Genomic DNA, 16,405 nt, shown 5'->3' on the forward strand with positions numbered 1-16,405 from the left:
TCGGGCGGGATGTAACAAATGAAACAAAGAACAACGCGCGTGGGGACAGAAAACGCTCGCTCTGGCCAGCTGTCAAGACTGGAGATAGAGTCCGGATGTGAAACAAAGCCGTGTAACAAATGCCTAGGCGGGTCACCGTCCGGGACGTCGCGGCGGAGACCGGGGTCTCGATCGCGACCGTCTCGCGGGTGCTCAACCAGGCGGGCAACGTCTCGCCGCGCACGCGCGAGCTGGTCGAACAAGCGGTCCAGCGGCTCGGCACGGCCGCACCAGGCCCCCGCGGCGGTACGCCGAAGCCGGCGGCGGGCGCGGTCTACGTACGCTGCCCGTACCTGCTGACCGACTACTTCGGCCTGATCGTCTCCTCGATCGCCGAGTCCCTCGACCGCCACGCCCGCCAACTGATCCTGAACGCCGGCCAAGCCGTCGCAGCCGACGCGACGCTCGGCAACCGGCCAGGTGTCGGCGGGGCGATCCTCATCCTTCCCCCGGAGTCGGCGGACGACCTGGTCCGCCTGCGCGAGCGCCGCTTCCCGTTCGTGGTCGTCGATCCGCGCACCCCGCTACCCCGGGACATCGCCTCCGTCTCGGCCGCCCACTTCTCCGGCGCCCGCCAGGTCGGCGCGCATCTCACCGAGCTCGGCCACCGCCGGATCGGCGTCATCGCGGGCCCGCGCGAATGGCTGGCCAGCGACGCCCGACTGAGCGGCCACGCCGCGGCACTCGCCGACGCCGGATCCCTCCCCGACCCCTCACTGATCCGGTACGTCGAACCGACCATCGACGAGGGCTACCGGGCCGCGGGCGAACTGCTCGATCTTCCACACCGCCCGACCGCACTCGTCGCGTTCAACGACAAGGCAGCCGTCGGCGCACTGCAAGCCGCCGCGCAGCGCGGCCTACGAGTCCCGCACGACCTGTCGATCGCGGGCTTCGACGACATCGACCTGAGCCGAGCCACCTCACCCATGCTCACCACCGTCCGCCAACCCCTGCAGGAGATGGGCCGAATGGCCGTCAGCCTGCTGATCCGCCTGCTCGACCACCACGAGGTCGAAGCTTTGCACGTCGAACTCGCCACGGAACTGGTCGTCCGCGAATCCACCGGCCCTGCTACCGAAGAGAGTTGAGTCCCGCCAGCGACTGGTCCACCAACTCTTCCGCGGAGTACGGTCGCTCGGCCGCCGGGAGGCCTGACCACTCGATGGCCAGATCCTCCACGTACGCGAGCCACGCGTGCACGGTGAGGCGAAGTGGTGAGCCGGGCTGGTCCTCCGTGGGCTGGTCGAGCAGGGTGAGCACCCGGGCAGTCAGGGCCGCGCGGGTCTCGGCGTAGACCTCGACGACGAAGACGTCACCGCCGGCGGCGCCGCGGACGAAGGAGATGTAGGAGTCGCGCCGCCGGGCGACGAAGGCGACGAAGGCGAGCAGCATCTGCCGCAGTTGGTCCTCAGGGGGCAGCGACGCGTCGGGTGTGGTGACCCGCAGGAGCCGGCGCCCGGCCGCGCGCATCACCGCGACGTAGAAGTCCCGCTTGGTCGGGAAGTAGTGGAACAGCAGCCCCCGGGAGATCCCTGCCTCCGCGGCCACGGCGTCGATCGAGAGGTCGTGGATCGGCTGGGTGCGCAGCATCGTCAGGCCGATTCCGACCAGCTGTTTGCGCCGGTCGTCCGCGCTCAGCCGTCGCCGCGCCGGCGCTGCCGCCGCCTCGGATCCGCCCTCGACACCCACGCTATTGAGCATTGCTTAGAACCTGCGCTACGGTCAAGAACCGTCGATCGTCCAGCACGAGGAGTGGTGATGGGGTTCGAACCGTCCGCCAGGGCGTCGGAGCTGATCGAGCAGGTCGACCGCTTCCTGCGGACCGAGATCGAGCCGGTCGAGGCCGAGTTGCACGCGGCGACGAAGGCCGCCGCCGATCCGTGGCAGCCGCAGCCGGTGTTCAAGGAACTGCAGGCCAAAGCCCGCGCGCAGGGACTGTGGAACCTGTTCCTGCCACCGGCCGAGCCGGGCAACGAGCAGTACGGCCAAGGCCTCAGCAATCTCGACTACGCACCCATCGCCGAGCTGACCGGCCGGTCCTTCCTCGCGCCGTACGTGTTCAACTGCAACGCCCCGGACACCGGCAACATGGAGGTCCTGCTGCGCTACGGCACCGCCGAGCAGAAGAAGCGCTGGCTGGAACCGCTGCTCGACGGCACGATCCGGTCGGCGTTCTGCATGACCGAGCCGGACGTCGCCTCCTCCGACGCCACGAACATGGCCGCGACCGCCGTCCCGGACGGCGACGAGGTGGTGATCAACGGCCGCAAGTGGTGGAGCACCGGTGTCGGTCACCCCGACTGCGAACTGCTGATCTTCATGGGCCTGACCGACCCCGACGCGCACCGCTACGCCCGCCACACGATGGTTCTGGTCCCGCGGGACACCCCCGGCGTGAAGGTCGAGCGCCTGCTGCCCGCCATGCACCGGTACGACGAACCGCACGGCCACGGCGAGGTCTCCTTCACCGACGTCCGGGTCCCCGCGGCCAACATCCTGGTCGGCCCCGGCCGCGCCTTCGAGATCGCCCAGGGCCGGCTCGGTCCGGGCCGGGTGCACCACTGCATGCGGCTGATCGGCCTGGCCGAGCACGCGCTCGAGCTCGCCGTACGCCGTGGCATGAGCAGGACGGCGTTCGGCAAACCGCTGGTCAACCTCGGCGGCAACCGCGAGCGCATCGCCGACGCGCGGATCGCGATCAACCAGGCGCGGCTGCTCGTCCTGCAGACCGCGCACCTGCTCGATACCCAGGGACTGGCCGGCGCGCTCAGCGAGGTCAGCCAGATCAAGGTCGCCGTACCCCGGATGGCGCAGGACGTGATCGACATGGCGATCCAGTTGCACGGTGGTGGCGGACTGTCCGACGACTTCCCGCTGGCCGCGGCCTGGACCGCTGCCCGCGCGCTCCGGCTGGCGGATGGGCCCGACGAGGTGCACCGTGGAGTGGTCGCGCGGATCGAACTGGCCAAGTACAAGGAGTCCGAATGAGCAGGGTCCTGGTCACCGGTGGAGCGAGCGGGCTCGGGCTGGCCCTGGTCGAGCGGTTCGTTGCTGAGGGCCACCAAGTCCTGAGCACCGACGTGGCGGACGAGATGACGCCGCCGGCCGGCGCGACGTACCGGCAGCTCAACGTACGCAGTGTCGAGGACTGGGACGCGACGGTCGAGTGGGTCGAGCAGACCTGGGGCGGGCTGGACATCCTGGTGAACAACGCCGGGATCGCCACCGGCGGCCGGATCGACGTCGAGACGCTGGCCGAGTGGGACCGGGTCGTCGACATCAACCTGATGGGCGTGGTCCGCGGCTGCCGGGCCTTCACTCCGCTGTTCAAGCGGCAGCGCTCCGGCCAGATCGTGAACACCGCGTCCGCGGCCGGGCTCGTCCACCCGCCGATGATGAGTTCGTACAACACGGTCAAGGCCGCCGTGGTCGCGCTGTCCGAGACGCTCTCGCACGAGTTGCACCCGTACGACGTGAGCGTGTCGGTGGTCTGCCCGTCGTTCTTCAAGACCAACCTGGCCGACTCGCTGCAGGGCGCGGACACCGCGATGGGCGAAGCGGCGCGACGGCTGATCGAGAAGTCGCCGCGGACCGCGGACGACATCGCGGTGGCGGTGCTCGCCGGGATCAAGAAGAGGCAGTTCCTGATCATCCCGGATCGCCCGGCCCTGCTGGCGTACCGGACCAAGCGGTTCGCCCGGCCCCTGTACGACCGGCAGATGCGCAAGATCGCCGCCCGCGCCCGCCGGCGCGCGGAGGAAACCCCGGCGAGCGGAGACCAGGTGCCGTCGGCGGAGACCGGTAGTGGCCGCTGACGCGGTCGAGGGAGCTCGCGCCGTCCGCGACGAGGACTCCTTCGACGTGCCTGCCGTCGACACCTGGTTGCGCACGCACACTGAGTTGCCGGCCGGACTGCCGGAGGTGCGCCAGTTCTCCGGCGGCGCGTCCAACTTGACCTACCTGCTCCGGTACGCCGATCGCGACCTGATCCTGCGCCGCCCACCGGCCGGCACCAAGGCGAAGAGCGCGCACGATATGGGCCGCGAGTACCGGATCCAGGCCGGGCTCGCGCCGGTGTTCCCGTACGTACCGAAGATGGTTGCCCACTGCACCGATCCGGACGTGCTCGGCTCGGACTTCTACGTGATGCACCGGATCGCCGGCACGATCCCGCGCCGGTCCGAGCTCGGCGTGGACCTGACGCCCGAGCAGACCCGGCAGCTCGGCTTCACCTTGGTCGACACGCTGATCGCCCTGCACCGGGTCGATCCCGAGGCGGCCGGCCTCGCCGATCTCGGCCGCGGTGACGGCTACGTCGAGCGCCAGGTGCACGGCTGGTCGGAGCGCTACCGCAAGGCGAAGACCTGGAACGTGCCGGGCGCCGAGAAGGTGATGGCCTGGCTGGAGGCGAACCGTCCGGCCGACGTCGGGACCTGCGTGATCCACAACGACTTCCGGCTCGACAACGTCGTGCTCGATCCCGATGACCCGCTGCGGGTGGCCGGCGTACTGGACTGGGAGCTGGCCACGATCGGCGACCCGCTGATGGATCTCGGCAGTGCTCTCGCGTATTGGGTGCAGGCCGACGACGACTGGGCGTTCCGGCGGTTCCGGCTGCAGCCCTCGGACGCGCCGGGCATGATCGGCCGCGACGAGATCGTTCGCTACTACTGTGACCGGACCGGCCTGGACCGGGGCGACTGGGTCTTCTACGAGGTGTTCGGTCTGTTCCGGCTCGCGGTGATCGCCCAGCAGATCTACTACCGCTATCACCACCACCAGACCCGGAACCCGCGGTTCAAGAACCTCTGGCTCCCGGTCAACCTGCTCGAACGCCGTTGCCGACACCTCATCCGGAAGGCCTGAATGGGCGCCATCTACCTGATCCGGCACGCGCAGGCGTCGTTCGGCAAGAGCGACTACGACCGGCTCTCGCCGCTCGGCGAGCGACAGGCCGTCCGGCTCGGCGAAGCCCTGGCCGACCGCGGCGTGAAGCCCGATGTCGTCGTCACGGGTGCGATGCAGCGGCATCACCGGACGGCGGCGCTCGCCCTGGCTGCCGCTGGGCTGCCGGCCGACGTCGAGGTGGACGAGGGGTTCAACGAGTTCGACCACGATCAGGTGATCGTCGCGCACAAGCCGGCGTACAAGCGGCGGGCGGTGCTGCTGGCCGACCTGGCCCGGATCGGGCATCCGGCGCGGGCGTTCCAGGAGATGTTCGCGGCCGCGACCGAGCGCTGGACACTGGGCGGCGACGGGTACACCGAGAGCTTCAGCGCCTTCTGCGATCGCTCCGAGTCGGCGGTACGGCGTACGGCCGAACGGGTGGGTAAGGGCGAGACAGCGCTGGTGTTCACGTCCGGCGGCCCGATCGCGGCGGTGGCCGGGCGGCTGTGGTCCGGCGGGGACGACCTGTGGTTGCGCCTGAACCCGGTCACGATCAACACCGCGATCACCAAGCTCGTCACCGGCCGCAGCGGGTTGACCGTGGTCAGCTACAACGAGCACGGTCACCTCGACGGCACCGACGAACTGACCTACAGATAGGGCGGCGATGCGACGCAACATCCTGATCACCGGCGCGAGCTCCGGCCTCGGCGCGGAGATGGCCCGGCAGTTCGCGGCGAAGGGCCGCAACCTCGCGCTGACCGCCCGGCGCGAGGACCGGCTGGTCGAGCTGCGGGAGGCGTTGCTGGCCGCCCATCCCGGCATCACGGTGGTCACGCACCGGCTCGACGTCACCGACCACGACGCGGTGTTCGCGACCTTCCGCACGATCGACACCGAGCTGCCCGGTGGGCTGGACCGGATCGTCGTCAACGCCGGGATCGGCAAGGGCGCGCCGCTGGGCACCGGCAGGTTCGACGCGAACCTGCAGACCGCCCAGACCAACTTCGTCGCCGCTCTCGCCCAGGCCGAGGCGGCGATGGAGCTGTTCCGCGCCCGCAACGCCGGCCACCTGGTGCTGGTGTCGTCGGTCGCCGGAGTCCGCGGCTTGCCCAAGGCGGTCACCACGTACGCCGCCACCAAGGCCGCGATCGGGTCGCTGGCCGAGGGGCTGCAGCTGGAGCTGCTCGGCAAGCCGATCAAGGTCAGCGCGATCTTCCCCGGCTACATCCACTCCGAGCTCAACGAGCACGTCGCGAAGACGCCGTTGATCGTGGGCACCGAGGTCGGCGTGCGCGCGATGGTGGCCGCGATCGAGGCGGAGAAAACCCGCGCCTACGTGCCAACCTGGCCGTGGGTGCCGTTGGCAAGGGTGATGAAGTTCGCGCCGCTACCGCTGCTGAAGAGGTTGATCTGATGCGTTGGGGACTGACCGTTCCGTTGACCGGAGTGCCGCTGCGCGAGCACAAGGCGCTGGTCGGCGAGCTGGCCTCGCTGGGGTACACCGACCTGTGGTCCGCGGAGGTGGCCGGCGCGGACGCGTTCACGCCGCTGGTGCTGGCGTCGCAGTGGGACGAGCAGTTGCGGCTCGGGACGGCCGTCGTACCGGTGCACACGCGCGGGCCGGCCGCGCTGGCGATGAGCGCGGCGGCGCTGGCCGATCTCGCGCCCGGGCGGTTCGTGCTCGGCATCGGGGCGTCCTCGGAGACCATCGTGACCGGGTGGAACGGGATCGCCTACGACCCGCCGCTGGCGCGGACCCGCGACGTCCTGCGATTCCTGCGGCAGGCGTTCGCCGGCGAGAAGGTGGACGGCGAGTTCGAGAGCTTCACGATCAAGCGGTTCCGGCTGGAGAAGGCGCCCGACGTACCGCCCGCGATCATGCTGGCGGCCCTGCGGCCGCAGATGCTGCGACTGGCTCGGCGCGAGGCGGACGGCGCGATCACCAACTGGTTGTCGGCCGAGGACGTCAAGCAGGTGCGGGCCGAGCTCGGCGACGCCAAGGAGCTGGCGGCGAGGATCTTCGTCTGCGTCACCGAGGACGCCGAGATGGCCCGCAACATCGGCCGGTTCCTGATCGCGACGTACCTGACCGTGCCCGGCTATTCGGCCTTCCACGACTGGCTCGGGCGCGCCGAGCTGCTCGCTCCGATGCGCTCGGCCTGGGCCGCCGGTGACCGGAACGCCGCGATGGCCGCCGTACCGGTGCAGGTGATCGACGACCTGGTGGTGCACGGCTCGGCCGACGACTGCCGCGCCAAGATCCAGGCGTACGTCGACAACGGCCTGGACACGCCGATCATCGCCACGCTGCCCACCGGCGCCGACCTGCTCGACACCGCCCGGGCGCTGGCTAGGACGTCCCCACGTTGATCACCCTGACGCAGGGCGCCGCGCTGGTGTCGACGAGGACCACACCGAAAGCCTGCTTCCCCTTGGTCGTGCCGCTGAGGTGGTAGACGAGCGTGGGCTCGGACCCGGACTGCCGGGCGACCACCAGGTGCGACGGTGGGCCGATCATTCTGCCGATCAGTGACGGCACGAAGGTCTTGGTGTCCACGCAGGCCAGCGCGCCGGCGGCCGCGGGACGGTTGGCGTTCAGATGCGCCACGAACGTCTTGGTCAGCGCCGCGGCCTGCGCCGGCTTCGTCACCGGCGCGGGCGGCCTGGCCGTCGTGGGCTTGGCCGTCGGCCTGGCCGTCGGCCTGGCCGTCGGCTTGGCCACCGGCTTGGTCGCCGTCGGCTTCGGCTTGACCGGCGTCGGCTTCGCGGAGGGCGTGCTGACCGGCATGCCGTCGGTCCGCTCGGTTGCCTTCGGCGCGTTCCCGCGATCACTGACCAGGTCGTAGGCGATGTAGCCCGCCGCGCCCACACACGCGACCACCACGCCGATCAGCAGCGCGATGATCAGCCCGGCCCGGTTCTTCTTCGGCGGCCCGCCGTACGGGGTGTAGTGCAGCGGCGGCGGAGGCGGCGGGTAGCTCACGGCTCAGTGTCGCAGCGACTCCCGGTCAGCGGAAGGTCCTTCGGGTGGACGGGCGGGCAGGCGGATGGTGAACGTGGATCCGTCGCCCGGCCGGCTGGTGGCGGTGATCGTGCCCTGGTGGGCTTCGACGAGGTGCTTGGTGATGGCCAGGCCGAGGCCGCTGCCGCCCGTGGCACGCGAGCGGGAGTGCTCGACCCGGTAGAAGCGGTCGAACAGGTGGGGCAGGTGCTCGGCGGCGATGCCCGTGCCGTTGTCGGTGACGGTGAGCAGGTAGTCGTCGCCGGAGCGGCGCACGCCGACGACGACGCGGCCGCCGTCGGGGGTGAAGCGGATCGCGTTGGAGACCAGGTTGCCGAGGGCTTGGCGGATCCGGGCGCTGTCGACGACCGCCGGCGTGGGCCCGTCGGTGGCCGCGGTCAGCGTGACGCCCGCGGCCTCCGCGGCCGGGCGATGCGCTCCGACGACCTGACCGGCCAGCTCGGACAGATCGCGCGGCGCCGGGTGCATCCGGAGCATGCCGGCGTCGGCCAGCGCGAGGTCCTGCAGGTCGGCGACCAGGCGCTCGAGCAGACCGGTCTCCTCCAGCAGTGAGGTGACCAGCTCACGATCGAGCGGTACGACACCGTCCTCGGAGGCGACCAGGTAGCCCTTGATGTTGGCCAGCGGAGTGCGCAGCTCGTGCGCGACGTCGCTGACCATCGCCTTGCGCTGGTGGTCGTGCTGCTGGATCGACTCGGCCATCGCGTTGAACGCGTGCCCGAGCCGGGCCACCTCGTCCTTGCCCGAGACCGGGACGCGGGCCGCGTGATCGCCGTTCGTCATTCGCTGCGCGGCCCCGGTGAGCGCGAGGATCGGCCGCACCAGGCGGCGTCCGGCGAACACCATCACCAGCGCCGCGATCAGTAGTACGCCGAGCGCCGTCGCCGCCGTACGCAGGAGTCCTTCGGTGGAGAACACGTTGAACGTGCTCTTCGACCCGAGGTAGAGCCGCGCCTCCGGAGCGACGTACGGCGCGAGCGCCTCGGCCCGCGCGTTCGTCGCACACTCGGCGAATTGTTTTGTCAGCGGTACGTCGCCCGGCGGTAGGACCGTTCCCAGCCCGTCCTGCTTGGTCAGCTTGTACGGCTCGCCGGCCGCCCGCAGGCAGCTCTCGGCCCGCCGGACCTCGTCCGCGTTGACCTGAAGGGCTTTGGCGCTCGGCGCGTACAGTCCTGGTGGCAGGCACGGGTCGGTCGTGGCGGCCTCGCCCGGTGCGAACGCCAGCACGGCCACGCCGTCCGGCGTCCGGCTCTTCTCGACCATCAGCTGCGGCGCCAGGCCGCCACCGCCGGTCACGGTCACGTTCTTGCCCTGGGCGCGGTAGCACTCGGCCGCCTGCTCGGCGAGCTGCTCGCGCTCGTGGATCTCCTCGTCGGTCAGGCCCCAGGCCTTGTACCGGCCGAGGCCGACGGGCAGGGGGTCCACCGGTTTGCTGACCGTAGTGGACCGGACCGAGACGCCGGCCACCGCCTGGGTCCGGAGCAACGCGGCGCCGCCCTGCTCCCGGGCGTTGATCGTTGCCGCCGGCACCGATGGTAGGTCCGGCGCGGCACCGAGCAGCTCGGCCGAGTCCGCGATCACCGAGCCGTCGGGCGCGGTCAGCGCGACCCGTCGCCCGGTCTGGTCGGCCAGCTGGTTGACCAGCGGGTCGACGCCGCTCCAGGACGCGTGGTCGCTCGCGTAGTCGCTGAGGTCGGCGAAGATGCGGGTGTCCACCTCCAGCTGGGAGATGTTCGTGTCGATCTCGCCCTGCAGCTGCTCGGACGTGCTGTAGGTGGCGATCACCGCGGTCGCGATCACCGCGCCGAGCGCGACCGCCAGCGACAGGCCGAGGAACCGGATCAGCACACTACGACGCATCGGAGACCACCTTGTCGGCCAGCTTGTAGCCCACGCCGTACACGGTGCGCAGGTACTTCGGGTTGCCCGGCGCGGCCTCGATCTTCTTGCGCAGGTTCATCACATGCACGTCGATCGTCCGGTCGAACACGTAGTGGTCGAAGCCGAAGGCGTGCTCCAGCAACTGCTGCCGGGAGAACGCCCGGCCCGGCGACGCCGCCAGGCAGGCCAGGATCTTGAACTCCGCCGGCGTCGCCTCGATCAGCTCGCCGGCCAGCCGGACCTCGTGGCGGGCCGGGTCGATCTCCAGATCACCGACCCGGTACACCTCGCCCTCGGACCGGATCCGCGTCCGCCGTAGCACGGTCCGCACCCGGGCGACCAGCTCGCGCGGGTTGTACGGCTTGGTCAGGTAGTCGTCGGCGCCGAGATCGAGGCCGAGCAGCAGGTCGTCCTCGGTCGAGCGTGCGGTCAGCATGATGATCGGCACGTCGGCGCCCTCGCCCTGGCCGGCGCGCAACACCCGGCAGACGTCCAGGCCGTCGACCTTCGGCATCATCACGTCGAGCACCAGCAGGTCGGGGCTGCGCCGGCGCGCCTCGTCGATGGCCGCCCGCCCGTCGTGCACCACGACCGTCAGGTGACCCTCGCGCTCGAGGTAGCGCCGGATCAGCTCCGCCTGCTTCCGGTCGTCCTCGGCGACAAGAATCCGGGCTGGCATGTCACTGACGATGACTGATCTTCATGAGAATCCGATGAAGATCGGCTGAGAGCATCAGGTGCTGATCGGTCCTTCACAGGTTCTTCACCGCCGCCCCGCCACGCTCACTGCCATGAAGAACTCACGCAAAGCACTGTCGCTGATCGCGGTCCTGGCCCTGGCCGGTTGTGGAGCGGTCAACTCCCCGGGTGCGGACGAGAAGCCGGTCGAGAACGACGACAAGAGCCCGCTCGCGGAGTACATGGGCGAGGGCTTCAGCAGCGGCAACGGCGGGATGATGCGGGCGACCCGAGCCGTCGGCGGCCCGGAGTCGAGCGAGGAGCAGCTCGCCAAGCAGCGCAAGATGGAGGACGCCACCGCGGCCTGCATGAAGGCCGCCGGTTTCGAGTACGTCGCGGTGCCGCCGGAGGCCAACCCGAAGTCCAAGTTCAACGACGCCTTCGACCTGCCGCCGGACAAGTTCGCCGAGCAGTACGGCTACGGCATCAGCACGATCGACTGGTCGAAGCCGGACGAGGACACCGATCCGAACGCCAAGATCCGCAGCGCGCTCTCGCCGACCGCGCAGAAGGCCTACGACAAGGCCCTGAACGGCGAGCTGGCAACCAATGGCGGCGCGATCCAGGCCGCTCCGGCCGACGGCAAGCGGCCGGCGCTCAAGGATCTGGGCTGCCGTGGCAAGGCCGGCGAGGAGGTCTACGGCAAGTCCGAGGACAAGCTGGCCGACTTCAGCAAGTTCGAGTCGTTGTTCAAGGACCTGGAGGCGCTGCGCAAGCGGATCGACAGCGACCAGCGGGTGGTCGAGGCCACCAGCGCCTGGTCGGACTGCATGGCCGACGCCGGGCACGCCGGGTTCACGAAGGTCGACGACCCGCGCAACCAGATCTCGAGCAAGCTGGACGAGCTGACCGGCACGAAGAAGCCGACGAAGGACGGCCCGTCGGTCGTGATCGCCGCTCCGTCGCTGGACAAGGTCGACGCGGCCAAGCTGGCCGACCTGCGCAAGACCGAGATCGAGCTGGCCAAGGCCGACCAGGGCTGCAAGGCCAAGACCTACGACGCGCCGTACAAGCAGGCGAGCACCGAGCACGAGAAGGAGTTCGTCGAGCAGCACAAGGCCGAGCTCGAGCAGTATCGCGACACGATGGCCGAGCGGTGAACGCGTCACCCAAGTCGCGGCGGCGGGTCCTGATCGGCGTGTCCACGGTGGCGGCGATGTCGCTCGGGGTCGGCGTGGCGGCCGGCAGCCGGATCCAGTCGCCGGAGGACGCGGCCGCGAAGACCGCGCCGCCGAAGGCGTCCCAGATCACCGTGCCGGTGGAGAAGAAGGCGTTGTCGAGCAAGGTGGTCAGCCGTGGTGACACGTCGTTCGACGGCGCGGTGAACGTCCGGGTCGAGACGAGCGGGCTCAAGACGCCCGCGGTGGTGACCGGCAAGGTGCCGGCCGTCGGGTCGTCGATCAAGGAGGGCAAGGTGCTGCTGGAGATCGCCGGGCGACCGGTGATCGGCTTGGCCGGAGTCCTGCCGATGTACCGGTCGCTCAGCCCGGGCAGCCGCGGGCCGGACGTGCTCCAGCTGGAGCAGACGCTGAACCGGCTCGGCTTCGACCCGGGCACGGTCGACTCGAAGTACGACGGCGGGACGGCGTCCGCGGTCGAGCAGCTCTACGAGGCGGCCGGCTACGAGCCGCCGGAGGCCGACGAGCAGCTGATTCAGGCGGTCGACGGTGCCGACAAGGCGGTCGACCAGGCGAAAAACGCGCTGCGGCAGGCGAAGGCCGCGCTCAAGCAGGCCAAGGCGACCCCGGGCAAGAAGGACTTCACCGTCGAGCAGGGCCAGGTGGACGACGCCACCGAGAACCTGAACGACGCGCAGGACGAGCTCGACGAGGCCGAGTTCAAGGCCGGTACGCCGTTGCCGGTCTCCGAGGTGGTGTTCGTGAAGTCGCTGCCCCGCCGCGTCGACGACGTCAAGGTCGAGCGCGGCGGTGTCGTCAACGGCGTGGTGATGTCGGTCAGCGGCGCCTCGCTCGTGGTCACCGTCAAGGTGGACGCGCAGACCAAGGAGCAGCTGAAGACCGGCATGGCCGCGAGCTTCGACCTCGGCGACGGCACGATCATCGCGGCGACCGTCCGGCGGATCACCCGCAACGCCGACCAGTACGACGTCGTGGTCGCGCCGAAGTCGCTGACCGCCGCCCAGCTGGAACGGCTGCGCGAGGCGAACGTCCGGGTCACGATCCCGGTGAAGAGCACCAAGGGCAAGGTGCTCGCCGTCCCGGTCGCCGCGCTGTCCGCGGGGTCGGACGGCTCGTCGCGGGTCGAGGTGCTGCGCGACGGCAAGGTCGAGCTGGTGCCGGTCAAGGTCGGGCTGTCGGCGGACGGGTTCGCCGAGGTCACCGCGACCGGCGACGCCAAGTTGACCGAAGGCGACCAAGTGGTGGTGGGCACATGACGACGGACGCAGCGCGTCTGGGCGGTGTGGCAACGGCTGTCGCGCTGCCGGCTCCGGTGGTGGAGATGATCGGCGTCCGCCGGTTTTTTCCCGGGCCGCCGGAGGTGCGCGCGATCAAGGGCATCGACCTGACCATTCGGGAGGGGGAGTACCTGTCGATCGTCGGCCCGTCCGGGTCCGGCAAGTCGACGCTGCTGCACCTGCTCGGGCTGCTCGACAACCCCAGCGACGGCGTCTACCGGCTCGACGGGGTGGACACGTCCAGCCTGCGCGAGCGGCGGCGCGCCGTACTGCGGGGGGAGCGGATCGGGTTCGTCTTCCAGTCGTTCCACCTGCTCGACCACCGGACGGTGCTGGAGAACGTCGCGCTCTCGATGGTGTACGTCGGGGTGCCGCGGCGCGAGCGGATGGCGCGTGCCCGGGTCGCGCTGGAGCGGGTCGGGCTGGCGCACCGGATGGAGTTCGGACCGCGGACCCTGTCGGGTGGTGAGCGGCAACGCGTCGCGATCGCCCGCGCGCTGGTCGCCGAGCCGAGCCTGCTGCTGGCCGACGAGCCGACGGGCAATCTCGACAGCGCCAACGCGGAAGCGATCCTCGAGGTCTTCGACGAGCTGCACGCCGAGGGCATGACGCTGGCCGTCATCACCCACGACGACCACGTCAGCCGCCGGGCCCAGCGCCAGGTCCGCATCGTCGACGGGACCCTCCAGTGGTGACCCCCAGAACCGGCTCCCCGGATCCCGCCGGCGAGCCGTCCACGTCCGGCGGCACTCCGCCGGTCTCGGCCCGGCCGACCTGGTCGGCCCGCAGCCGGCTCCTGACGGGCGGGCTGATCGGCCGCCTCGCCGCCTGGCGTCCGCGCCGGCGCGCCGCCGATGATCCGCCGGGCAGCTCCGGCCCGCGTCGCGGTCCACGCCGGAGGCGGGTGAACCGCGGACCCGCTGTGCGGGATCTGCTCGACGAGGCGTTGGCCGGGGTTTCGGCCCGGCCGACCCGGTTGGTGCTGACCACGCTCGGGACCGTGCTCGGGATCGCCGCGCTGGTCGGGACGGTCGGGCTCGGGCAGACCGCGGCCGGGCAGATCACGCAGCGGTTCGACCTCGCCGCGGCCACGCGGGTCGTCGTCCAGCCGGACGACAAGGCCGAAGGCGAGGCGGCGACGCAGTTGCCCTGGGACGCGCCGGAGCGGATCAAGCGGCTGAACGGCGTCGATGCTGCCGGGACCTTCAGTCTGCTGGACGTCGGCGACGACCGCGTGCGGAGTGTCGCGGGGATCGGTGGACAGAAGGACGGCTACGCGCTGCAGGTGATGGCCGGGTCCGCCGGGCTGTTCGACGCGGTGCGTGCGCAACTGCGGACCGGGCGGTTCTTCGACGCCGGCCACGACACCCGGACCGACCGAGTTGTTGTCCTGGGCAAGCATGCCGCCGAGAAGCTCGGCATCAACCGGGTCGACTCGCAGCCGGCCGTGTTCATCGGCGACCAGGCCTACACGGTGATCGGCATCCTGGACGGCGTCTCCGGCCGGGCCGAGCTGCTGGACGGCGTGATCATGCCGAACGGCGCGGCCAAGACGGCGTACGAGCTGGAGGCGCCGGACGCGCTGGAGATCAGGACCCAGGTCGGAGCGGCTCAGCTGATCGCTGGTCAGGCGCCGGTCGCGATCGACCCGAACAACCCGAGCGCGCTCAAGGTCGACGCCCCGCCGGTCCAGGGCGGTGTCCGCAAGGGCGTCGAGTCCGACCTGAACGCCCTGTTCCTGCTGCTCGGCGCGGTCGCCCTGCTGGTCGGCGGCCTCGGCATCGCGAACGTCACGCTGCTCTCGGTGCTCGAACGCGTCTCCGAGATCGGCCTGCGCCGGGCGCTCGGCGCCGCGCGACGACACGTCGCCGTGCAGTTCCTGGTCGAGAGCGTGATCGTCGGGTTCCTCGGCGGCCTGCTCGGTACGGCGGTCGGCGTGCTGCTCACGATCGGGGTGTCGTGGTTCCGGGACTGGACGCCGATCCTCGACACCGGTCTCGCGGTCGGCTCGCCCCTACTGGGCGCCCTGATCGGGCTGCTCGCCGGCACCTACCCGGCCTGGAAAGCCTCGGCCATCCAGCCGATCACCGCGCTGCGGGGCACTTAGCCGCGCGTAGACCACGGCACTCACCGCGAACCCGAGCACGATGAACGCGAGCACCGGGTACGACTTCCCGTCGTCGGGCAGGATCAGCGCGCCGAGCGCGGCCGCCGAGACCTGCCCGACGTTGAAGATCATGTCGTACAGCGAGAACACCCGGCCGCGGTAGACGTCGTCGACCTGCGTCTGGACCAGGGTGTCGACACTGATCTTCACGCCCTGGGCGCAGAAGCCGGTGAGGAACCCGGCGACGACCACCGCCGGCTGGGTGTAGAGGCCGCCGGGGAACGCGGTGATGACGGCGGCGGCCACGAACAGGACCGTGATCCAGCGCCGCAGCGTCAGCGCCCGGGTCGCCCAGGGAGTGACCAGCGCGGCGAGGAAAAGACCCGCTCCGACCGCGCCGGTGGCCAGCGCGAGCGCGCCGAACGCCTGGTCGAGCTGGTCCGGGCCGTAGAACTCGTTGCGGTAGAGCAGGATCATCGCGACCGTGATCAGGCCGAAGAAGAACCGCAGCGACCCGATCGCGGCCAGGCCGAGCGCGGCCTGACGGCGTGCGCGCAGATGCCGGCCGCCGTCCACGAGACCCTTCGCGATCCCGCGGATCGCCTCGGCCACACCGGGTTCGTCGCCGGTGAGGTCGGGCCCGAGCTGCCGCCGGCCGAGACGCAGTGCGAGCAGGGCCGCGACCAGGTAGACGGCGGACGTCGTACCGAGAACGGCGAGATCGGAGTCGGACAGCAGTTTCACACCCGCGCCGGCGCCGCCGCCGACGAGGAAGGCGGCGGTGCCCGACGTCGGCGTGACCGCGTTGGCCATCACCAGTTCGTCGGCGTCGACGACGTGCGGCAACCCCGCAGACAGGCCGGAGAGCAGGAACCGGTTCACCCCGAGGGTGAGCAGCACAGCCAGGTAGAACGGGAGACCAGCGTTGCCGATAGCAACGATCGCCGCGACGACCAGCACCAGGACGGCGCGGGTGACGTTGGCACCGAAGAGGATCTGCCGCCGCGACCACCGGTCGAGCAGCACGCCGGTGAACGGCCCGAGCACCGAGTACGGCAGCAGGGCGACGGCGAACAGCCCCGCGATCGCGGCCGCGTCCGGCGCCCGCTCGGGCGAGAACAGCACGTACGCCGCGAGCGCGACCTGGAACACGCCGTCGCCGAACTGCGAGCTGAGCCGGACGGCGAACAGCCGCCGGAAGTCACCCCGCCGCAGCAGCCTGCCCAGATCCCGGATGAACTGCACGCCTGCACTGTAGCCACAATGATTTTCGCCGCCGGTGGACCTCTGCTCTTGGGACACTCGAGCC

16 protein-coding genes are annotated in these 16,405 nt (G+C 70.6%); 11 read left to right on the forward strand and 5 right to left on the reverse strand.

The window, feature by feature from the left end; genetic code table 11:
• The first annotated feature begins 119 nt into the window (after positions 1-119).
• Entirely contained in the window at positions 120-1,130 is a 1,011-nt protein-coding gene (locus BWI15_RS32685) for a LacI family DNA-binding transcriptional regulator (protein ID WP_077018363.1), read from the forward strand.
• On the opposite strand, the gene BWI15_RS32690 is transcribed toward BWI15_RS32685, so the two are convergent.
• On the reverse strand, positions 1,114-1,743 hold the full coding sequence (locus BWI15_RS32690) for a TetR/AcrR family transcriptional regulator (protein ID WP_077018364.1): 630 nt from the start codon (positions 1,741-1,743) through the stop codon (positions 1,114-1,116). The two genes, BWI15_RS32685 and BWI15_RS32690, sit on opposite strands and share 17 nt — an antisense overlap.
• Before the next feature lie 57 nt (positions 1,744-1,800).
• On the opposite strand from BWI15_RS32690, the gene BWI15_RS32695 reads away from it, so the two are divergent.
• The 6 genes from BWI15_RS32695 to BWI15_RS32720 are packed head-to-tail and all read left to right on the forward strand — an operon-like array spanning position 1,801 to position 7,302.
• Positions 1,801-3,030: an acyl-CoA dehydrogenase family protein gene (locus tag BWI15_RS32695; RefSeq protein WP_077018365.1), complete on the forward strand. Its 1,230-nt coding sequence runs from the start codon at positions 1,801-1,803 to the stop codon at positions 3,028-3,030.
• A complete protein-coding gene (locus BWI15_RS32700) occupies positions 3,027-3,857 on the forward strand; it encodes an SDR family NAD(P)-dependent oxidoreductase (RefSeq protein ID WP_077018366.1) in 831 nt (276 codons plus the stop codon). Before BWI15_RS32695 ends, BWI15_RS32700 begins: the two co-directional genes overlap by 4 nt.
• Entirely contained in the window at positions 3,847-4,908 is a 1,062-nt protein-coding gene (locus tag BWI15_RS32705) for a phosphotransferase family protein (protein WP_077018367.1), read from the forward strand. The genes BWI15_RS32700 and BWI15_RS32705 overlap by 11 nt, the downstream gene beginning before the upstream one ends.
• Entirely contained in the window at positions 4,909-5,589 is a 681-nt protein-coding gene (locus BWI15_RS32710; protein ID WP_077018368.1) for a histidine phosphatase family protein, read from the forward strand.
• 7 nt (positions 5,590-5,596) lie between these two features.
• A complete protein-coding gene (locus tag BWI15_RS32715) occupies positions 5,597-6,346 on the forward strand; it encodes an SDR family oxidoreductase (RefSeq protein WP_077018369.1) in 750 nt (249 codons plus the stop codon).
• On the forward strand, positions 6,346-7,302 hold the full coding sequence (locus BWI15_RS32720) for an LLM class F420-dependent oxidoreductase (protein ID WP_143466052.1): 957 nt from the start codon (positions 6,346-6,348) through the stop codon (positions 7,300-7,302). Before BWI15_RS32715 ends, BWI15_RS32720 begins: the two co-directional genes overlap by 1 nt.
• Here BWI15_RS32720 and BWI15_RS39100 read toward each other — a convergent pair.
• The 3 genes from BWI15_RS39100 to BWI15_RS32735 are packed head-to-tail and all read right to left on the reverse strand — an operon-like array spanning position 7,283 to position 10,514.
• Positions 7,283-7,915 (reverse strand): hypothetical protein, encoded by a 633-nt coding sequence (locus BWI15_RS39100; protein ID WP_077018370.1) that lies wholly within the window; start codon positions 7,913-7,915, stop codon positions 7,283-7,285. The two genes, BWI15_RS32720 and BWI15_RS39100, sit on opposite strands and share 20 nt — an antisense overlap.
• A 3-nt stretch (positions 7,916-7,918) precedes the next feature.
• The gene (locus BWI15_RS32730; RefSeq protein ID WP_077018371.1) at positions 7,919-9,814 is read right to left on the reverse strand and encodes a sensor histidine kinase; all 1,896 of its coding nucleotides are present in this window, start codon (positions 9,812-9,814) and stop codon (positions 7,919-7,921) included.
• Positions 9,804-10,514, reverse strand: a complete 711-nt coding sequence (locus tag BWI15_RS32735; RefSeq protein WP_077018372.1) for a response regulator transcription factor — start codon at positions 10,512-10,514, stop codon at positions 9,804-9,806. The genes BWI15_RS32730 and BWI15_RS32735 overlap by 11 nt, the downstream gene beginning before the upstream one ends.
• 112 nt (positions 10,515-10,626) lie before the next feature.
• Between BWI15_RS32735 and BWI15_RS32740 the strand changes: the two genes are divergently transcribed.
• The 4 genes from BWI15_RS32740 to BWI15_RS32755 are packed head-to-tail and all read left to right on the forward strand — an operon-like array spanning position 10,627 to position 15,096.
• The gene (locus tag BWI15_RS32740) at positions 10,627-11,673 is read left to right on the forward strand and encodes a hypothetical protein (RefSeq protein ID WP_077018373.1); all 1,047 of its coding nucleotides are present in this window, start codon (positions 10,627-10,629) and stop codon (positions 11,671-11,673) included.
• Positions 11,670-12,968: a peptidoglycan-binding protein gene (locus BWI15_RS32745; RefSeq protein ID WP_077018374.1), complete on the forward strand. Its 1,299-nt coding sequence runs from the start codon at positions 11,670-11,672 to the stop codon at positions 12,966-12,968. The genes BWI15_RS32740 and BWI15_RS32745 overlap by 4 nt, the downstream gene beginning before the upstream one ends.
• Positions 12,965-13,684, forward strand: a complete 720-nt coding sequence (locus BWI15_RS32750; RefSeq protein ID WP_077018375.1) for an ABC transporter ATP-binding protein — start codon at positions 12,965-12,967, stop codon at positions 13,682-13,684. Before BWI15_RS32745 ends, BWI15_RS32750 begins: the two co-directional genes overlap by 4 nt.
• Positions 13,681-15,096, forward strand: a complete 1,416-nt coding sequence (locus BWI15_RS32755) for an ABC transporter permease (protein ID WP_237771558.1) — start codon at positions 13,681-13,683, stop codon at positions 15,094-15,096. Before BWI15_RS32750 ends, BWI15_RS32755 begins: the two co-directional genes overlap by 4 nt.
• Here BWI15_RS32755 and BWI15_RS32760 read toward each other — a convergent pair.
• Positions 15,004-16,341: an MFS transporter gene (locus tag BWI15_RS32760; RefSeq protein ID WP_077018376.1), complete on the reverse strand. Its 1,338-nt coding sequence runs from the start codon at positions 16,339-16,341 to the stop codon at positions 15,004-15,006. The two genes, BWI15_RS32755 and BWI15_RS32760, sit on opposite strands and share 93 nt — an antisense overlap.
• Positions 16,342-16,405: the final 64 nt, after the last annotated feature.

Source organism: Kribbella sp. ALI-6-A, from assembly GCF_001984195.1.
Lineage (GTDB): Bacteria > Actinomycetota > Actinomycetes > Propionibacteriales > Kribbellaceae > Kribbella.

Bases quoted from the DNA above. Each gene is read 5' to 3' on its own strand.
- BWI15_RS32685 (WP_077018363.1), top strand. From the start codon at position 120: ATGCCTAGGCGGGTCACCGTCCGGGACGTCGCGGCGGAGACCGGGGTC.
- BWI15_RS32690 (WP_077018364.1), bottom strand. From the start codon at position 1,743: ATGCTCAATAGCGTGGGTGTCGAGGGCGGATCCGAGGCGGCGGCAGCG.
- BWI15_RS32695 (WP_077018365.1), top strand. From the start codon at position 1,801: ATGGGGTTCGAACCGTCCGCCAGGGCGTCGGAGCTGATCGAGCAGGTC.
- BWI15_RS32700 (WP_077018366.1), top strand. From the start codon at position 3,027: ATGAGCAGGGTCCTGGTCACCGGTGGAGCGAGCGGGCTCGGGCTGGCC.
- BWI15_RS32710 (WP_077018368.1), top strand. From the start codon at position 4,909: ATGGGCGCCATCTACCTGATCCGGCACGCGCAGGCGTCGTTCGGCAAG.
- BWI15_RS32715 (WP_077018369.1), top strand. From the start codon at position 5,597: ATGCGACGCAACATCCTGATCACCGGCGCGAGCTCCGGCCTCGGCGCG.
- BWI15_RS32720 (WP_143466052.1), top strand. From the start codon at position 6,346: ATGCGTTGGGGACTGACCGTTCCGTTGACCGGAGTGCCGCTGCGCGAG.
- BWI15_RS32730 (WP_077018371.1), bottom strand. From the start codon at position 9,814: ATGCGTCGTAGTGTGCTGATCCGGTTCCTCGGCCTGTCGCTGGCGGTC.
- BWI15_RS32735 (WP_077018372.1), bottom strand. From the start codon at position 10,514: ATGCCAGCCCGGATTCTTGTCGCCGAGGACGACCGGAAGCAGGCGGAG.
- BWI15_RS32740 (WP_077018373.1), top strand. From the start codon at position 10,627: ATGAAGAACTCACGCAAAGCACTGTCGCTGATCGCGGTCCTGGCCCTG.
- BWI15_RS32750 (WP_077018375.1), top strand. From the start codon at position 12,965: ATGACGACGGACGCAGCGCGTCTGGGCGGTGTGGCAACGGCTGTCGCG.